Origin of the sequence: Streptomyces sp. SudanB5_2050 (assembly GCF_964272335.1) — a bacterium.
In the GTDB taxonomy this organism is placed as follows: Bacteria; Actinomycetota; Actinomycetes; order Streptomycetales; family Streptomycetaceae; genus Streptomyces; species Streptomyces rochei.
Genome location: NZ_OZ186760.1, coordinates 6,743,525 through 6,759,677 on the forward strand (window position 1 = coordinate 6,743,525; position 16,153 = coordinate 6,759,677).

Below are 16,153 nucleotides of genomic sequence, written 5' to 3' on the forward strand. Positions count from 1 at the left end.
CGCCGCCTCAGTGGAGGACATGCCATGGCACCACAGCGATTCCGTGAGCAGTTCGACCAGATCCAGCGCTCGATGCCGGACGTCCCGCTGGTGATGGGGCCGGACGACTCCGCCGAGTTCCTCTACGAGAAGGGCGTCGTCCTGGCCCGCGACGGCGAGGAGGCCCGCCTCGTCGAGGACGCCGTGCGCGACCACTTCACCGCGACGGACGGCCTGACCCCGGACCAGGTGCGCCGGGCGAGCCCCGCGGCCAACCGGACGGGCATCACCCGCATCCGGGTCGGTGACCCGGGCGAGGGCGACGGGAGCGGCGACCCCACCGTCGCGCACGCCCTGCGCTCCCTCAGAACCATGGAGGGGCGCGCGGGCCGCCGGCTGATCAGCCGCAACCATGTCGTCTCCATCGCCGTGAACGCCTGCCCCGGCGACGAACCCGTGCCCGTCCCGGTGGGCGCACCGCCGAACCCGGCGCCCGCCGACACGCCGTACGACGCGGGAACCGCCGTGGGCGTCCTCGTCATCGACACCGGCCTGATGCACGACTACCGGTCCTCCCCGATGCTCGCCCACACCGAGGGCGACCCGCAGATCAGGGAGTGCGACGAGGACGGCGTCCTCCAGCAGTACGTCGGCCACGGCACTTTCATCGCCGGACTCGTCGCCGCCGTCGCCCCCAACACCCACGTGACCGTCCGCAACACGCTCAACGACGCGGGCGCCATCCTGGAGTCCGAGCTGGGCGAGAAGCTCTTCGAGGCCGTCGACCGCGACGGCTGGCCCGAGATCCTCAGCCTCTCCGCCGGCACCTCCAACGGCCGCACCGACGGCCTGCTCGGCGTGCACGCCTTCATGGAGGAGCTGCGCGACCAGCGCACCCTGCTGGTCGCCGCCGCCGGCAACAACGGCAGCGCCACCCCTTTCTGGCCCGCCGCCTACGCGGAACTCCCCGGCTGGGAGCGCTCGGTGCTGTCGGTCGGCGCGCTGCGCGCCGACGGCGAGTTCGGCGCCTGCTTCAGCAACCACGGCGGCTGGGTCAAGGTGTACGCCCCGGGCGAGCGCCTCACCAGCGCCCTCACCGGCTTCGGATCACCCGTGCCCTACGTCTACCAGCACTCCACCTACGACGCCTGCCGGTACGGCTTCGGCTACGCCTGCACCTGCCGGTACCCCCGGCACAACGGCGTCCTCAGCGAACCCGGCGAGGCGCCCGCCAAGCCGGACCAGGTGATGTTCGAGGGGCACGCGCAGTGGAGCGGCACCTCCTTCGCGACCCCCGTCGTCGCGGGCCTGGTCGCCTCGCACATGACGGAGACGAAGGAGCGGGACCCGCGCGTGGCGCGCCGCCGCCTGCTCGCCGCCAACACCGAGTACGCGGAGGTGCGCGGGGCGCACGTGCCCGCGCTGCTGCCGCCCACCTGGCACCCGGTCACCGTCGAGGTGCCGGCCGACGGGGCGTGAGCGGCCCGATGCCCGGCGGAACCACCCACTCCACGGCGTACGATGGCCTGTCGTACACGAGGGGTGGGACCGTGGACCGTGCAGATGTCGGGGTGCTCGTCCAGTTGGCCGCCGACGGGGACGCGGCGGCCTGGAAGCAGTTGGTGGACGGGCTGGGCCCGCTGGTGTGGTCCGTCGCGCGCTCGCACGGGCTGTCCGACGCCGACGCGCACGAGGTGTACCAGACCGCCTGGTTCCGGTTCGCCCAGCACCTGGGGCGCATCCGCGAGCCCGAGAAGACCGGTTCCTGGCTGGCGAGCACGGCACGGCACGAGTGCCTGAAGCTGCTGAGGGCGTCGAAGCGGTGGACCCCGACCGACGACCCGCAGCTGCTCGACCGGCCGAGCGAGGAGCGTACGCCCGAGGAGTCGGTGCTCGACTCCGAGGAGGCCGCGGCGCAGACCGAGCGCGTGCGGCGGTTGTGGCAGGAGTTCGAGGAACTGGGCGAGCGGTGCCGCCAGTTGCTGCGCGTGCTGATCTCCTCGCCACCGCCCAGTTACCAGGAGGTGTCCGCCGCGCTGGGAATCGCGGTGGGCAGCATCGGGCCGATGCGCCAGCGCTGTCTGCGCCGGCTGCGGGCCCGGCTAGAGGCACGGGGGACGACGACATGAGCGGCACGCACGACGAGGCGTTCGGGGACGACGGGTCCGACGAGGCATTCGCGGACCTCACGGACCTCACGGACTCCACTGACTCCACGCACTTCACGGACGACGCACTCGACACCGGACTGCTGGAGGAGGAGCTGCGGCAGGCCGCCGCCATCCTGGACCCGGTCCCGGCCGAGCTGCGGCGGATCGCCGTCGACGCCTTCGCGCTGCACGACCTGGACGCCCGCGTCGCCGAGCTGACCTTCGACTCGCTGGTCGACGCCATCCCGGTCAGGGGAGCGGAGGACCCGCCGCGGATGCTGACCTTCCGCGTGGACGACGTGACCGTCGACGTCGAGGTGACGGAGGACGGCCTGATCGGTCAGCTGCTGCCGCCGGGCCCGGCCGACGTCGAGGTGCTGAGCGGTCCGCGGGCCCACGCCCGGCTCACGGCGGACGACCTGGGGCGCTTCACCGGCGAGGCCCCGCCCTCCGGCCCGTTCGCGCTGCGGCTGCGGACCGGTGGGGACGTGGTGGTCACGGAGTGGCTGCGGGCCTGAACCGCCGCTCTCACCAGGCGCAGGGCAGGGTGCGCGGGCCGCGGATCATGGTCCGGCGTCGCCACCGGACCTCTTCGGGCCGGACCGCGAGCCGCAGCCCCGGCAGCCGCTCCAGCAGCGTGTCGACGAGCAGTTCGGTCTGCATCCGGGCGAGGACGGCACCCGTGCAGTAGTGGTGCCCGTTGCCGAAGGACAGGTGCGGATTGGGGTCGCGGTCCGGGTCGATCCGGTCCGGGTCGGGGAAGACCTCCGGGTCCCGGTTGGCGGCGAGGTAGGAGACGTACACGGGGTCGCCGGCGCGGATGCGGGTTCCGTGCAGGTCGACGTCCTCCAGGGCGATGCGGGCGAGCCCCACCGAGGTGCGGTGCGGGATCCAGCGCAGCAGCTCGTCCAGGAGGGCGCCCCGGACCCCGGGGCGGTCGTCGCGCATCCTGGCCATCAGCTCCGGCCGGGTGAGCAGCACGTACAGCATCTGCCCGACGTTGTGCGTGACGGCCTCGCCGCCGATCTGCAGCGGTCCGGCCAGGCCGACCGCCTCCGTCTCGCCGACCTCGCCCCGGCCCACCGCGGCGCCGAGCATCGCGTACACGTCGTCACCGGTGCTGCCGGCACGGGCGCGCACCGTCTCGGTGATCCACCCGTACAGGCCCTGCTTGGCCCGCTCGGCGGCCTCGGCGCCGCCGGAGGTGGAGATGATCTGCCGGGTCCAGGCGTGCACCCGCTCCCGGTCGGCGGGCGGAACGCCCATCACCTCGCTGACGACGGCGATCGGGAAGGGCTCCAGGACCCGCTCGACCAGATCCGCGGGCGGACCGTCCGCCACCACCCCGTCCACCAGGCAGTCGAGGATCTCCTGCGCCCGGGGGCGCAGCGCCTTCGCCCTGCCCACGGTGAACGCCCCCGCGACCGCGCGCCGCAGCCGGTTGTGGTCGGGCTGGTCGGCGAAGGCGAGCGAGCCGGGGCGCGGCTTGAAGTGCGGGGCGAGCCGCGTCACCTGACGTCTCGTCACCTCCGCGCGCCCGAACCGCGGATCATTGGTGATGGCCTTCACGTCCGCGTAGCGGGTGGCCAGCCACGCCCAGCCCTCGCCGTGCGGCAGCCGTACGCGGGTCAGCGGCCCCTCGCGCATCAGGTCGGCGAGGACGGGGTCGAACTCCGGTCCGTCCAGGTCGAGGGCGGGCCAGTCCCGTACCGGGGGCGGGGACTGACCGGTCAGCGTGGTGGTCTCCTGCGTCATGCACCCACCCTGGCCGCGCGCCCGGCGGCTGTCGCGCGGGAGTGCTCCAGCCGGTGGGCGCGCGGGCTCCGGGCCCGCCGGATCAGCCGGACACGGCGTCGACCAGCGTCGCCAGCGCCTCGGCGAGGCGGGACAGACCGGGTCCGGCCGGTCCGCCCGGCTCGCTCATGTAGGTGTCCCGGCGGATCTCCACCATCAGCGCGCCCACCTCGGCCCGCTTTCCGTAGAAGTCCAGCGGCACGTACGTCCCGCCGAACGGGCTGTCCAGCCCGGTCTCCCCGCACGGCGCGAACGCCTCCCGGGCCGCGGCCAGCAGCTTCGGCGACGTGTGGAAGCCGTCGGTGCCCAGGCAGACCGGCGGGCGCGGGCCCTGGCCGTGCAGCTCGTAGGGCAGCGGTTCGGTGGGGTAGGAGTGCACGTCGATGATCACCGCCCGGCCGGTGGCGGCGAGCCGGCCCGCGACCGCCTCGGTCATCGCCCGCGCGTAGGGCCGGAACCAGCGCTCGATCAGCGGCTCGGGGTCGGTGCCGTCGGACCGCAGGACCTCGCGGTGCGTGGTCCGCGTGTACACCGCGCCCATCCCGACGGCCGTCATCTCCTCCCGCTCGTCCGGGAACCGCTCCGGATCGACGACCAGGCGCGACGTCCGGTTGACGAACCGCCAGGGGGTGAGCCCGGCGAGCCCGGCCGCCGCCCGGGCGATCTCGGCCGTGTGCGCGTCGGTGATGTGGTCCAGCTCCCGCTCCAGCGCCGCGTCGTCCAGGACGATGCCGGCCCGGACGTCGGCGGGGATGTGCCGGGAGGAGTGCGGCACGTGGAGGATCACGGGGGAGGCGGGGTCGCCGGGGACGGTCTCGAAGGACGCCGGGGCGTCGCTCATGGGGTGCCTCGCAAGGTGCGTACGGAAAAGCGGGGGTGGGGACAGACGGACACCCCGCCTCCGGTGCGCGGAGACGGGGTGTCACGGCCGTGAGCCCTTCGCGGGCCCCGGTGAGGATCAGGCGAAGGACGCCAGCGCCTCGTTCCAGGTGGCCGACGGGCGCATCACCTCGGCGGCCTTGGCCGGGTCGGGCTGGTAGTAGCCGCCGATCTCGGCGGGCTTGCCCTGGACGGCGTTCAGCTCGTCGACGATCTTCTGCTCGTCGGCGGTCAGCTTCTCGGCGAGCGGGGCGAAGGCCTTGGCCAGGTCCGCGTCGTCGGTCTGCTTCGCCAGCTCCTGCGCCCAGTACAGGGACAGGTAGAAGTGGCTGCCGCGGTTGTCGATGCCGCCGACGCGACGGGTCGGGGACTTGTCCTCGTTGAGGAAGGTCGCCGTGGCGCGGTCGAGGGTGTCGGCGAGCACCTTGGCCTTGGTGTTGCCGGTGGCCGTCGCGTACTGCTCCAGGGACGGGACCAGGGCGAAGAACTCGCCGAGGGAGTCCCAGCGCAGGTAGTTCTCCTTGACCAGCTGCTGCACGTGCTTGGGCGCGGAGCCGCCGGCGCCGGTCTCGAACAGGCCGCCGCCCGCCATCAGCGGGACGACCGACAGCATCTTGGCGCTGGTGCCCAGCTCCAGGATCGGGAAGAGGTCGGTCAGGTAGTCGCGGAGCACGTTGCCGGTGACGGAGATGGTGTTCTCGCCGCGGCGGATGCGCTCGACCGACAGCTTGGTCGCCTCGACCGGGGACAGGATGCGGATGTCCAGGCCCTCGGTGTCGTGCTCCGGCAGGTACTGCTCGACCTTGGCGATCAGGTTGGCGTCGTGGGCGCGGCCCTCGTCCAGCCAGAAGACGGCCGGGTCGCCGGTGGCGCGGGCGCGGGTGACGGCCAGCTTGACCCAGTCGCGGATCGGGTCGTCCTTGGTCTGGCAGGCGCGGAAGATGTCACCGGCGGACACGGCCTGCTCGATGAGGGCGGCGCCCTTCTCGTCGACCAGGCGGACCGTGCCCGTGGTGGGGATCTCGAAGGTCTTGTCGTGGCTGCCGTACTCCTCGGCCTTCTGCGCCATGAGGCCGACGTTCGGGACCGAACCCATCGTGGACGGGTCGTAGGCGCCGTTGGCCTTGCAGTCGTCGATGACGGCCTGGTACACGCCGGCGTAGGAGGAGTCCGGGATGACGGCGAGGGCGTCGTGCTCCTGGCCGTCCGGGCCCCACATGTGGCCGGAGGTGCGGATCATGGCCGGCATCGAGGCGTCGATGATGACGTCCGAGGGCACGTGCAGGTTGGTGATGCCCTTGTCGGAGTCGACCATGGCCAGCTCCGGGCCCTCGGCCAGCTCGGCGTCGAAGGACGCCTTGATCTCGGCGCCCTCGGGCAGCGACTCCAGGCCCTTGTAGATGCCGCCCAGACCGTCGTTCGGGGTCAGGCCGGCCGCGGCGAGCGCCTCGCCGTACTTCGCGAAGGTCTTCGGGAAGAAGGCGCGCACCACGTGACCGAAGATGATCGGGTCGGAGACCTTCATCATCGTGGCCTTCAGGTGCACCGAGTACAGGATGCCCTCGGACTTGGCGCGGGCGACCTGCGCGGTCAGGAACTCGCGCAGCGCGGCGACGCGCAGCACGGAGGCGTCGACGACCTCGCCCTTCTTCACCGGCACGGACTCGCGCAGCACCGTGGTGGTGCCGTCGTCGCCGACCAGCTCGATCCGCAGCGCGCCGTCCTCGGCGATCACCACGGACTTCTCGGTGGAGCGGAAGTCGTTCTCGCCCATGGTGGCGACGTCGGTCTTGGAGTCGGCGCTCCAGGCACCCATGCGGTGCGGGTGGTTCTTGGCGTAGTTCTTGACCGAGGCCGGGGCGCGGCGGTCGGAGTTGCCCTCGCGCAGGACCGGGTTGACGGCGGAGCCCTTGACCTTGTCGTAGCGGGCGCGGATGTCGCGCTCCTCGTCGGTCTTCGGGTCGTCCGGGTAGTCCGGCAGCGCGTAGCCCTGGGCCTGCAGCTCGGCGACGGCGGCCTTGAGCTGCGGGATGGAGGCCGAGATGTTCGGCAGCTTGATGATGTTGGCGGCGGGGGTCTTGGCCAGCTCGCCGAGCTCCGCGAGGGCGTCCGGGATGCGCTGGTCCTCGGTGAGGTACTCCGGGAAGACGGCGATGATCCGGCCGGCCAGCGAGATGTCGCGGGTCTCGACGGGGACACCCGCCTGCGAGGCGTACGCCCGGACCACCGGCAGGAACGAGTACGTCGCCAGGGCCGGGGCCTCGTCAGTGTGTGTATAGATGATGGTCGAGTCAGTCACCGGGTGCTCCGCTCCACGTCTGCAACATTGCTCGACATCAAGATATCTCGTGATCGACCTCGGCTCGACAGGGGTCGCACGGAGATTCCGGACAACCGGCCGCGCGACCCGTGTCGGGGAGGAAGTCGATCACAGGTGTGCGGCGGCGTCCTCACCCGTGCGCTGCTGCGGGAACGCCACACCGCCCTGCTGGAGGGCGACCGTCCGGGCGGGCGCCGGGATGCGGATGCCCTCCGCGCGGTACCGCTTGTGCAGGCGCTTGATGAACTCGTGCTTGATCCGGTACTGGTCACTGAACTCGCCCACGCCCAGGATGATCGTGAAGCCGATCCGGGAGTCGCCGAAGGTGTGGAAGCGGACGGCGGGCTCGTGGTCCGGCACCGCGCCCGTGATCTCCGTCATCACCTCCGCGACCACCTCCGTCGTGACCCGCTCCACGTGGTCCAGGTCGCTGTCGTAGGCGACCCCGGCCTGCACCATGATGGTCAGCTTCTGCTCGGGCCGCATGAAGTTGGTCATGTTCGACTTGGCGAGCTGCCCGTTCGGGATCACGATCAGGTTGTTGGACAGCTCACGGACGGTGGTCTGCCGCCAGTTGATGTCCTCGACGTAGCCCTCCTCGCCGCTGTCCAGCTGGATGTAGTCACCCGGCTGCACGGTCTTCGAGGCCAGGATGTGGATGCCGGCGAAGAGGTTGGCCAGCGTGTCCTGGAGGGCCAGCGCGACCGCCAGACCGCCGACGCCGAGGGCGGTGAGCATCGGCGCTATGGAGACGCCCAGCGTCTGGAGCATCACCAGGAAGCCGATGGCCAGCACCAGGACGCGGGTGATGTTGACGAAGATCGTGGCCGACCCGGCGACGCCGGAGCGGGACGTGGTCAGCGTGCGCACCAGACCGGCGATCACCCGGGCCGCCGAGACGGTCGTCACGAAGATCAGCAGGACCGTCAGCGCCTGGTTGACGTTGTGCTGCACGGTCCGGGTCAGCGGCAGCGCCGCCGCGGCCCCCGCCACCCCGCCCGCGACCGCCGCCCAGGGCACCACCGTGCGCAGCGCGGCCACGATCACGTCGTCGCCGCTCCAGCGGGTGCGTCCGGCGTGCCCGGCCAGCCAGCGCAGCAGCACGCGCAGCAGGAACGCCGCCACCAGGCCGGCCGCCAGCGCGATGCCGGCGGGCACCAGATGGTCCATGGTCAGGTCTTCCGTCACCGGTCACCTCGGGATCTCGGGATGCACGACTGCGCCGGTCCGCAAGGCAGTTCGACCGGCGCGAGCGTTCATCCTGCCGTATTCCGGGTGGTGCTCCGTACCGCGTCGCCGTTCCGGGTGGTGCTCCGTACCGCGTCGCCGTCCGGGTGGTGCTCCGTACCGCGTCGCCGTTCCGGGTGGTGCTCCGTACCGCGTCGCCGGGCAGGGCGGGGCGGTGCGCGGCGGTGAGGCTCAGATCACCCGCAGCCGCACCAGCGCCGCCAGCGTCAGCGCCCCCGGCAGCAGCGGCAGCCAGACGGTCAGCAGCCGGAAGGCCAGCACCACCGCGGTGGCCACGGCCGCCGGGCCGCCCGCCGCCACCAGGGCCACCACCAGCGCCGCCTCGACCGAACCGATGCCGCCCGGCGTCGGCACCAGCGCGACCGCGACCGTCGCCGCCAGGTACGCCACCGCCATGTGCCCGGCCGGCACGTCGAGCGCCAGCGACTTGCCCACCATGACCAGGACCGCGGTCTGGAGCGCCGGGAAGGCCAGGGCCCCGCCCCACAGGGCCAGCGCCCGCGCCGGACGGGCGTGCACCGAGCGTGCCTCGCCCAGCGCCGTCCGCAGGAAGGACTCCACCGCCCCGCGCAGCCGCGGCGCCAGTGCCAGTACGCCCGCCGCGACGACCGGCACCGCGCCCGCGGCGACCAGCAGCGGCCCCACGGCGCCCTCGGGAAGCAGCGTGCCGAGCCGCAGCGCGCCGGGAAAGGCGAGCACCAGGGCGCCCAGCAGTGCGACGCGGCCGACGCTCTCCGCCAGCAGGTACAGGGCGAGGGCCGCCGAGGCGCGGGCCAGCGGCAACCCGCACACCGTCATGAACCGCAGGTTGACCGCGCTCGCGCCCAGCCCCGTCGGCAGCAGGTGGTTGGCCGCGCCCGCCGCGAACTGGGTGGCGAGCAGCCGCCGCCGGGGCAGCCGCCGGACCACCGCGCCCTGCCGGGTGCAGGCCGCCGCGACCCAGGTCAGGCAGGTGGCACAGGCCGCCGCCAGCAGCCACGGCCACCGGGCGGTCGTCAGATGGCCGAACCCCTCGGCCAGCACCGACCGGTGCCGTACCGCGACCACGGTCACCAGCAGCAGCGGAAGCACGCAGCACACCCGACGCACCAGCCGGGCACGGCCCGCACGGCGGACGCGGACCGACGCGGGTCGGACGACCCGCGTCCCGGCGACGGACCCCTCCGGGGCGGACTCCTGGGGAATACCTACCGCTGTCACACCACAAGAGATTCCCCGACCCGCGCCAACTACGGATGGCCGACGCGCGGACGACGCCTTACGGGCCGCGGGCGCCCGGACCGCTCCCGCGCGCTTGACCTCAAGGAAAGTCGAGGTTCTACCGTCGCCCTCATGAGCATGGAGACCACCGCCTGGACCCAGCTGCACAGCGTCATGAACGCCGAGCAGGACCGCCGTCCCCTCGCCCGCGCGACGCTGCGCCGCATCGGCGCCTTCGCCCGCCCGCACCGCACCCGCATCGCACGGTTCGTCCTGCTCGGGGTGGTGACCGCGCTCCTCGCCGTCGCCACCCCCGTACTCGCCGGACGCGTCGTGGACACGATCGTGTCGGGCGGCGACGAGGGCACCGTCGTCCGGCTCGCCCTGCTGATCGCGCTGATCGCGGTCGCCGAGGCGGCACTCGGCATCCTCTCCCGGAGGCTGTCGGCGATGCTCGGGGAGGGACTCATCCTCGATCTGCGCACGGCTGTGTTCGATCATGTGCAGCGCATGCCGGTCGCGTTCTTCACACGTACGCGTACGGGCGCCCTGGTCTCCCGTCTCAACAACGACGTCATCGGCGCCCAGCGCGCCTTCAGCAACACCCTCTCCGGCGTGGTGACCAACCTGGTCACACTGGTGCTCACCCTCGCCGTGATGCTCACCCTGTCCTGGCAGATCACCCTGCTCGCCCTGGTCCTGCTCCCCGTCTTCGTGCTCCCGGCCCGGCGCATGGGACGCCGCATGGCCCGCATGCAGCGCGAGGCCGCCACCCTGAACGCCGCGATGGGCACCCGCATGACCGAGCGCTTCTCCGCACCCGGCGCCACGCTGATCAAGCTCTTCGGCCGCCCCGAGGAGGAGTCGGCCGAGTTCGCCGACCGGGCCCGCCGCGTCGCCGACATCGGGGTGCGCACCGCCACCGCCCAGGCCGCCTTCATCACCGCCCTCACCCTGGTCTCCGCCCTCGCCCTGGCCCTCGTCTACGGCCTCGGCGGCTTCTTCGCCCTGCGCGGCACCCTGGACCCGGGCGCCGTCGTCGCGCTGGCGCTGCTGCTGACCCGCCTGTACGCGCCGCTCACCGCGCTCGCCGGGGCCCGCGTGGAGGTCATGAGCGCCCTCGTCAGCTTCGAACGGGTCTTCGAGGTGCTGGACCTGACCCCGCTCATCGACGAGAAGCCCGACGCCCGCCCGGTCCCCGAGGGCCCGGTCGCCGTCGAGTTCGACGACGTCCGCTTCGGTTACCCGTCCGCCGACAAGGTCTCCCTCGCCTCCCTGGAGGAGGTCGCCTCCCTCGACACCCGGGGCGGCGACGAGGTCCTGCACGGCCTCTCCTTCCGCGCCGAACCCGGCCAGACCGTCGCCCTGGTCGGCTCCTCCGGTGCCGGCAAGTCCACCATCGCCCAGCTGCTGCCGCGCCTGTACGACACCGACGGCGGCGCCGTGCGGATCGGCGGCGTCGACGTCCGCGACCTGAGTGCCCGCTCCCTGCGGGACACCGTCGGCATGGTCACCCAGGACGGCCACCTCTTCCACGACACCGTCCGCGCCAACCTGCTGCTGGCCCGGCCCGACGCCTCCGACACCGAGCTGTGGGACGCCCTGCGCCGCGCCCGCCTGACCGACCTCGTCCGGTCCCTGCCCGACGGCCTCGACACCGTGGTCGGCGAGCGCGGCTACCGGCTCTCCGGCGGCGAGCGCCAGCGCATGACCATCGCCCGGCTGCTGCTGGCGCGCCAGCGCGTCGTCATCCTCGACGAGGCCACCGCCCACCTCGACAACACCTCCGAGGCCGCCGTCCAGGAGGCCCTGGCCGAGGCCCTGGAAGGCAGGACCGCCGTGGTCATCGCGCACCGGCTGTCCACCGTCCGGTCGGCCGACCAGATCCTGGTGGTCGAGGCCGGCCGCATCGTGGAACGCGGCACCCACGACGAACTCCTCAGTGCGGGCGGACGCTACGCCCAGCTGCACCGCACCCAGTTCGGCCGGCGGGCGATGGAGAAGGCGGCGTAGGCGGGCCGGAAACGGTGGGAAGGGGCCGCTACCGCCCGTGCGGGCCGTCGGAAGGGGTCCGCACGGGCAGGTCCTGCTCCGCCCAGACGACCTTGCCGGTCGGTGTACGGCACGAACCCCAGCGCCGGCACAGCATGTTGATCAGCTGGAGCCCGCGCCCGCTCTCGTCGCTCACGTCCGCGTGCTGGATCTGCGGCAGGTCCGGCCCGGAGTCGGAGACCTCCACGGACAGCCGCTCGTGCCGCAACAGCCGCAGTTCCCCCGGGGCGTTCCCGTACCGCAGCGCGTTGCCCACCAACTCGCTGACGACCAGCTCCGTCGTGTCGACCAGCTCCTGGAGCCCCCACTTCGCCAACTGCTCGCGCACCGCCGTCCGCGCCTGACCGGCGGCCTTGCCGTCGGGCGGCAGCGCCCGTACGTACAGGGCCCCCTCCGGACCCAGCGGGCGCGCTCCGGCGACCAGCACGATGGCGTCGTCGGACCGGTCGCCACCGACCCGCTCGGTGACCGCACGACAGGCGGTGCCGTCCTCGGGCGCGGCGCCGCCGACCGCCTCGCGCAGCCGCTCCATCCGCTCGGCGAGCCCGGTGGTGCGCGACCTGACCAGGCCGTCCGTGTACAGCGTCAGCCGGCTCCCCTCGGGTGCCGGACAGTCCACCGGGTCGTACGGGATCACCCCGGCGCCCAGCGGGGCGCCGGCCGGCACGTCCAGATAGGCGGCGTCGCCGTCGGCGCCGGTGAGCAGCGGGGGCGGATGACCGGCGCTGGCGATGCGGAAGGACGAGCCGTACGGGTCGTAGACCGCGCACAGGCAGGTGGCGTACTGGTCCTCCTCCAGGTCGCGGGCGGCCAGGTCCAGCCGGGCCAGCAGCCGCTCGGGCGCGATGTCCAGCGCCATCAGCGTGCGGGCCACCGTGCGCAACCGGCCCATGGTCGCGGCGGCGGCCAGCCCGCGTCCCATCACGTCGCCCACCATCAGCGCGGTGCGCCCGCTGGGCAGCGCCACCACGTCGAACCAGTCGCCGCCCACGGCGCCCGGATCGGCCGCGGGGTCGTAGCAGGAGGACACCGCGAGCCCCGGCGTGCTCGGACTGGACCGGGGGAGCAGGGCGCGCTGCAGCGTGACCACGTGCTCGCGCTCCCTCCCGTAGAGCCGGGCGTTGTCGATGGACACGGCCGCCTTGGAAGCCAGTTCCATGGCCAGCGCCACGTCGGCCTCGGTGAACGGCGCCCGGCTGCCGGCCCGGACGAAGTCGGCCAGCCCCAGCAGCACCCCGCGGGCGACCAGCGGGACCACCAGATAGGAGTGCACCCCCGCGCGGCGCATGATGTCGGCCGACTCGGGGGTGGGGGCGACGACGGCGAAGTCCGACCGGGTCATCCGCGGTATCAGCACCGGCTCGCGGGTGGTCAGGCACCGCAGCCCCAGCCGGTCGGCGCCGTGCACCGACAGTTCGCCGACCGGGTCCGGCGCCAGGTCCAGGCCGTCGATCTCCGACACCGCCATGGCCCTGAGCCGCGGGGGTTCGCTGCCCCGGGCGCGGTCGCCCTCCTGGAAGCGCAGCACCCGGTCCAGCAGGTCCACCGCGGAACCGTCGGCCAGCTCCGGGACGGTGAACTCCGCCAGCTCCTCCGCGGTGCGCCGCAGGTCCAGCGTGGTGCCGATCCGCGTTCCGGCCTCGTTCAGCCAGGCCAGCCGGCGCCGCGCGCCCAGCGCCTCCGTCATCGGCCGCAACGCGCCCCGCAGCGCACGGCGCCCGCCGACCAGGGGATTCGCAGGACGGCGCACCTCGCGCCGCCACGGTCGCTCCCGCACGCGTCGCCTCCTCCCACGCCTACTGCCCCGATTCTGCCTCGCCTCGGGACGGGCGGCGACGGCGGCGCCGTGATCGAGGGGCCCCGCCGGCCCGGCGGCGTCGTGACCGACGGGCCCCGCCGGCCCGGCGCCGCCGGGGCGTGGCTCAGGCGCGCAGCCACACCGCCGTGTCACGCGGCAGCCGCCCGTCCGCGTCGAGGGGCCCGCTGCGGAGCAGGAGGGTGCCGTGTTCCGGCAGGCCGACCGGCCCCGGGGACAGGTTGACCACGCAGGTCGGCCCGCCGGGCCGGCGGAAGGAGAGGACGCCGTCCGGGGAGGGCAGCCAGTCGAGCGGACCGTCGCCGAAACCTTCCGTGGTGCGCCGCAGGGACAGGGCCCGCCGGTAGAGGTTCAGCATCGACTCCGGATCGGCGCTCTGGCGGTCCGCCGCGTACGCCGACCAGCCCGGGGGCTGCGGCAGCCAGGGTGCCGTCTCGGAGCCGAAGCCGCAGTACGGGGCGTCGGCCGTCCACGGCAGCGGCACCCGGCAGCCGTCCCGGCCCGGATCGACACCCCCGGAACGGAAGTGCATCGGGTCCTGAATGCGTTCCAGCGGGACGTCGGCCTCGGGCAGACCGAGTTCCTCCCCCTGGTACAGGTAGACGGACCCGGGCAGGGCCAGCGTCAGCAGCGCGGCGGCCCGGGCGCGCCGCGTCCCGAGCGCCAGGTCGGTCGGGGTGCCGAAGGTCTTCTTCGCGAAGTCGAAGCCGGTGTCCTCGCGGCCGTAGCGGGTGACGGTACGGGTCACGTCGTGGTTGCAGAGCACCCAGGTCGCGGGGGCGCCCACCGGGGCGTGTTCGGCGAGCGTGTCGTCGATGGTGCGGCGCAGCCGGTCCGCGTCCCAGGGACAGGACAGGAAGTTGAAGTTGAACGCGGTGTGCAGCTCGTCGGGCCGCAGATAGCGGGCGAAGCGCTCGGCGTCCGGCAGCCACACCTCGCCCACGAAGACGCCGCCGTACTCGTCGGCGACGGCCCGCCAGGAGCGGTAGATGTCGTGCAGCTCGTCCTGGTCGATGTAGGGGTGGGGGTCGACGCCCTCCTCGAAGTCCGCGAGCGCGGGGTCCTTGGCGAGCAGGGCGGCGGAGTCGATGCGCACGCCCGCGACCCCGCGCTCGAACCAGAAGCGCAGCACGTCCTCGTGTTCCCGGCGCACCTCGGGGTGGGCCCAGTTCAGGTCGGGCTGCTCCGGGGTGAACAGGTGGAGGTACCACTCGCCGTCCGGGACCCGCGTCCAGGTGCGGCCGGAGAACTGCGAGGGCCAGTTGTTGGGCGGCAGTTCGCCGTTCTCCCCGCGTCCGGGACGGAAGTGGAAACGCTTGCGCTCCGCGCTGCCGGGGCCGGCGGCCAGCGCCGCCCGGAACCACGCGTGCTGGTCCGAGACGTGGTTGGGGACGATGTCGACGAGGGTGCGGATGCCCAGCTCCCGCGCCTCGGCGATCAGCTTCTCGGCCTCGCCGAGGGTGCCGAAGGCCGGGTCGATGGTGCGGTAGTCGGCGACGTCGTAGCCGCCGTCGACGAGCGGCGACACGTACCAGGGGGTGAACCAGACGGCGTCCACGCCGAGTTCGGCGAGGTAGGGCAGTCTCGCCCTCACGCCCGCGAGGTCGCCGGTGCCGTCGCCGTCGCCGTCGGCGAAGCTGCGGGGGTACACCTGGTAGATGACGGCGTCGCGCCACCAGTCGTCGGTGCGGTGCGGGTTGGGGGCTGCCACGTGACGGTCCTTTCGGGCAGGTCGGATCTTCGCCGCCGGCCCGGACAGGGCGGGGCGTCGGACGGGCCGGCGGCGAAGGTTGACGGGGACGGGCCCAGGGAGCGGGCGGCGCGGAGCGCCTCAGCCCTTGAGTCCGCCGGCGGTGAGTCCGCTCATGATGTTGCGCTGGAAGATCAGGAAGATGATCAGAGTCGGCAGCGAGGCCATGGTGAGCGCGGCGATCAGCACGTTGACGGGCACACCGTTGGACAAGGAGTAGATGCCGACGTTCAGCGTCTGCCTGGCCGGGTCGGGCAGCGTGAGCATCGGCCAGAGGAAGTCCTTCCAGACGCCCACGATCGCGAAGATGGACACCACGCCGAGGATCGGCCGGGAGATGGGCAGGACGATCGACCACAGCGTGCGCATCGGTGAGGCGCCGTCCATGGACGCGGCGTCCAGCAGCTCCCTCGGGATCGAGTCGAAGAAGCGCTTCAGCAGGAAGATGTTGAAGGCGTTGGTCACCGAGGGCAGCCAGATCGCCCACGGCGTGTTCAGCAGATTGCGCTCGAAGACCGGCACGTCCAGCACCGTCAGGTACTGCGGAACGACCAGCACGGTCGCCGGGATCATCAGCGTGGCCAGCATCATGCCGAGGATGGCCTTGCCGAAGACCGGGCGGAGCTTGGACAGCGAGTAGGCCGCCGCCACGTCCAGCACCAGCTGGAAGGCGAGGGCGCCGAACGCGTAGTACAGCGTGTTCCCCAGCAGGCCGGCCAGGTCCATGACGTTCCAGGCCTGCGTGTAGTTGTCGGGCTGGAAGGACTCGGGGACCAGCGTCGGCGGGGTCGCGACCGCTTCCTGGGTGTCCTTGAAGCCGCTGGAGACCATCCAGTACATCGGGCCGAGGAAGACCACGGTGAACACCGTGACGACCAGACCGAACGTCAGCCAGTACAGGCGCTTGCCGCGCGGCCGGGCGAGCTGGGCCGGCGAGATGAGCGTGCGTGTGGACATCGGTGGAT

General features: G+C 72.9%; 12 protein-coding genes. 4 read left to right on the forward strand and 8 right to left on the reverse strand.

What is annotated here, in order from left to right:
* Nucleotides 1-24: 24 nt before the first annotated feature.
* From ACFZP7_RS29765 to ACFZP7_RS29775, 3 genes are read left to right on the forward strand one after another with little or no spacing between them, the layout of a single operon-like run.
* Nucleotides 25-1,458 carry a S8/S53 family peptidase gene (locus tag ACFZP7_RS29765; protein WP_385636944.1) on the forward strand — a complete coding sequence of 478 codons (1,434 nt, stop codon included), beginning with the start codon at nucleotides 25-27 and terminating at the stop codon, nucleotides 1,456-1,458.
* Nucleotides 1,459-1,466: 8 nt separating this feature from the next.
* Nucleotides 1,467-2,108: an RNA polymerase sigma factor gene (locus ACFZP7_RS29770; RefSeq protein ID WP_019330541.1), complete on the forward strand. Its 642-nt coding sequence runs from the start codon at nucleotides 1,467-1,469 to the stop codon at nucleotides 2,106-2,108.
* Nucleotides 2,105-2,647, forward strand: coding sequence for a hypothetical protein (locus tag ACFZP7_RS29775; RefSeq protein ID WP_385636947.1), 543 nt, complete (start codon nucleotides 2,105-2,107; stop codon nucleotides 2,645-2,647). Before ACFZP7_RS29770 ends, ACFZP7_RS29775 begins: the two co-directional genes overlap by 4 nt.
* Before the next feature lie 10 nt (nucleotides 2,648-2,657).
* Here the strand turns inward: ACFZP7_RS29775 and ACFZP7_RS29780 are convergent, their stop codons facing one another.
* The 5 genes from ACFZP7_RS29780 to ACFZP7_RS29800 form a co-directional block, all read right to left on the reverse strand.
* Entirely contained in the window at nucleotides 2,658-3,884 is a 1,227-nt protein-coding gene (locus tag ACFZP7_RS29780; RefSeq protein ID WP_385636950.1) for a cytochrome P450, read from the reverse strand.
* 82 nt (nucleotides 3,885-3,966) lie between these two features.
* A complete protein-coding gene (locus ACFZP7_RS29785) occupies nucleotides 3,967-4,764 on the reverse strand; it encodes an N-formylglutamate amidohydrolase (RefSeq protein WP_127436361.1) in 798 nt (265 codons plus the stop codon).
* A 117-nt stretch (nucleotides 4,765-4,881) separates the two neighbouring features.
* On the reverse strand, nucleotides 4,882-7,101 hold the full coding sequence (locus tag ACFZP7_RS29790) for an NADP-dependent isocitrate dehydrogenase (RefSeq protein WP_109204020.1): 2,220 nt from the start codon (nucleotides 7,099-7,101) through the stop codon (nucleotides 4,882-4,884).
* Between the two features lie 129 nt (nucleotides 7,102-7,230).
* Nucleotides 7,231-8,292, reverse strand: coding sequence for a mechanosensitive ion channel family protein (locus tag ACFZP7_RS29795; RefSeq protein ID WP_078912151.1), 1,062 nt, complete (start codon nucleotides 8,290-8,292; stop codon nucleotides 7,231-7,233).
* A 249-nt stretch (nucleotides 8,293-8,541) separates the two neighbouring features.
* Entirely contained in the window at nucleotides 8,542-9,441 is a 900-nt protein-coding gene (locus ACFZP7_RS29800) for a lysylphosphatidylglycerol synthase domain-containing protein (protein WP_019330547.1), read from the reverse strand.
* 267 nt (nucleotides 9,442-9,708) lie between these two features.
* On the opposite strand from ACFZP7_RS29800, the gene ACFZP7_RS29805 reads away from it, so the two are divergent.
* Nucleotides 9,709-11,583, forward strand: coding sequence for an ABC transporter ATP-binding protein (locus ACFZP7_RS29805; protein WP_109204019.1), 1,875 nt, complete (start codon nucleotides 9,709-9,711; stop codon nucleotides 11,581-11,583).
* A gap of 28 nt (nucleotides 11,584-11,611) precedes the next feature.
* Here ACFZP7_RS29805 and ACFZP7_RS29810 read toward each other — a convergent pair whose 3' ends face one another.
* The 3 genes from ACFZP7_RS29810 to ACFZP7_RS29820 form a co-directional block, all read right to left on the reverse strand.
* Nucleotides 11,612-13,399, reverse strand: coding sequence for a SpoIIE family protein phosphatase (locus tag ACFZP7_RS29810; protein ID WP_385636953.1), 1,788 nt, complete (start codon nucleotides 13,397-13,399; stop codon nucleotides 11,612-11,614).
* 145 nt (nucleotides 13,400-13,544) lie between these two features.
* Nucleotides 13,545-15,149, reverse strand: a complete 1,605-nt coding sequence (locus ACFZP7_RS29815) for a glycoside hydrolase family 13 protein (RefSeq protein WP_385636955.1) — start codon at nucleotides 15,147-15,149, stop codon at nucleotides 13,545-13,547.
* A gap of 120 nt (nucleotides 15,150-15,269) precedes the next feature.
* A complete protein-coding gene (locus tag ACFZP7_RS29820) occupies nucleotides 15,270-16,145 on the reverse strand; it encodes a carbohydrate ABC transporter permease (protein ID WP_019330551.1) in 876 nt (291 codons plus the stop codon).
* Between the last annotated feature and the right edge of the window lie 8 nt (nucleotides 16,146-16,153).

Bases quoted from the DNA above. Each gene is read 5' to 3' on its own strand.
- ACFZP7_RS29765 (WP_385636944.1), top strand. From the start codon at position 25: ATGGCACCACAGCGATTCCGTGAGCAGTTCGACCAGATCCAGCGCTCG.
- ACFZP7_RS29770 (WP_019330541.1), top strand. From the start codon at position 1,467: ATGCCCGGCGGAACCACCCACTCCACGGCGTACGATGGCCTGTCGTAC.
- ACFZP7_RS29775 (WP_385636947.1), top strand. From the start codon at position 2,105: ATGAGCGGCACGCACGACGAGGCGTTCGGGGACGACGGGTCCGACGAG.
- ACFZP7_RS29780 (WP_385636950.1), bottom strand. From the start codon at position 3,884: ATGACGCAGGAGACCACCACGCTGACCGGTCAGTCCCCGCCCCCGGTA.
- ACFZP7_RS29785 (WP_127436361.1), bottom strand. From the start codon at position 4,764: ATGAGCGACGCCCCGGCGTCCTTCGAGACCGTCCCCGGCGACCCCGCC.
- ACFZP7_RS29795 (WP_078912151.1), bottom strand. From the start codon at position 8,292: ATGGACCATCTGGTGCCCGCCGGCATCGCGCTGGCGGCCGGCCTGGTG.
- ACFZP7_RS29805 (WP_109204019.1), top strand. From the start codon at position 9,709: ATGGAGACCACCGCCTGGACCCAGCTGCACAGCGTCATGAACGCCGAG.
- ACFZP7_RS29820 (WP_019330551.1), bottom strand. From the start codon at position 16,145: ATGTCCACACGCACGCTCATCTCGCCGGCCCAGCTCGCCCGGCCGCGC.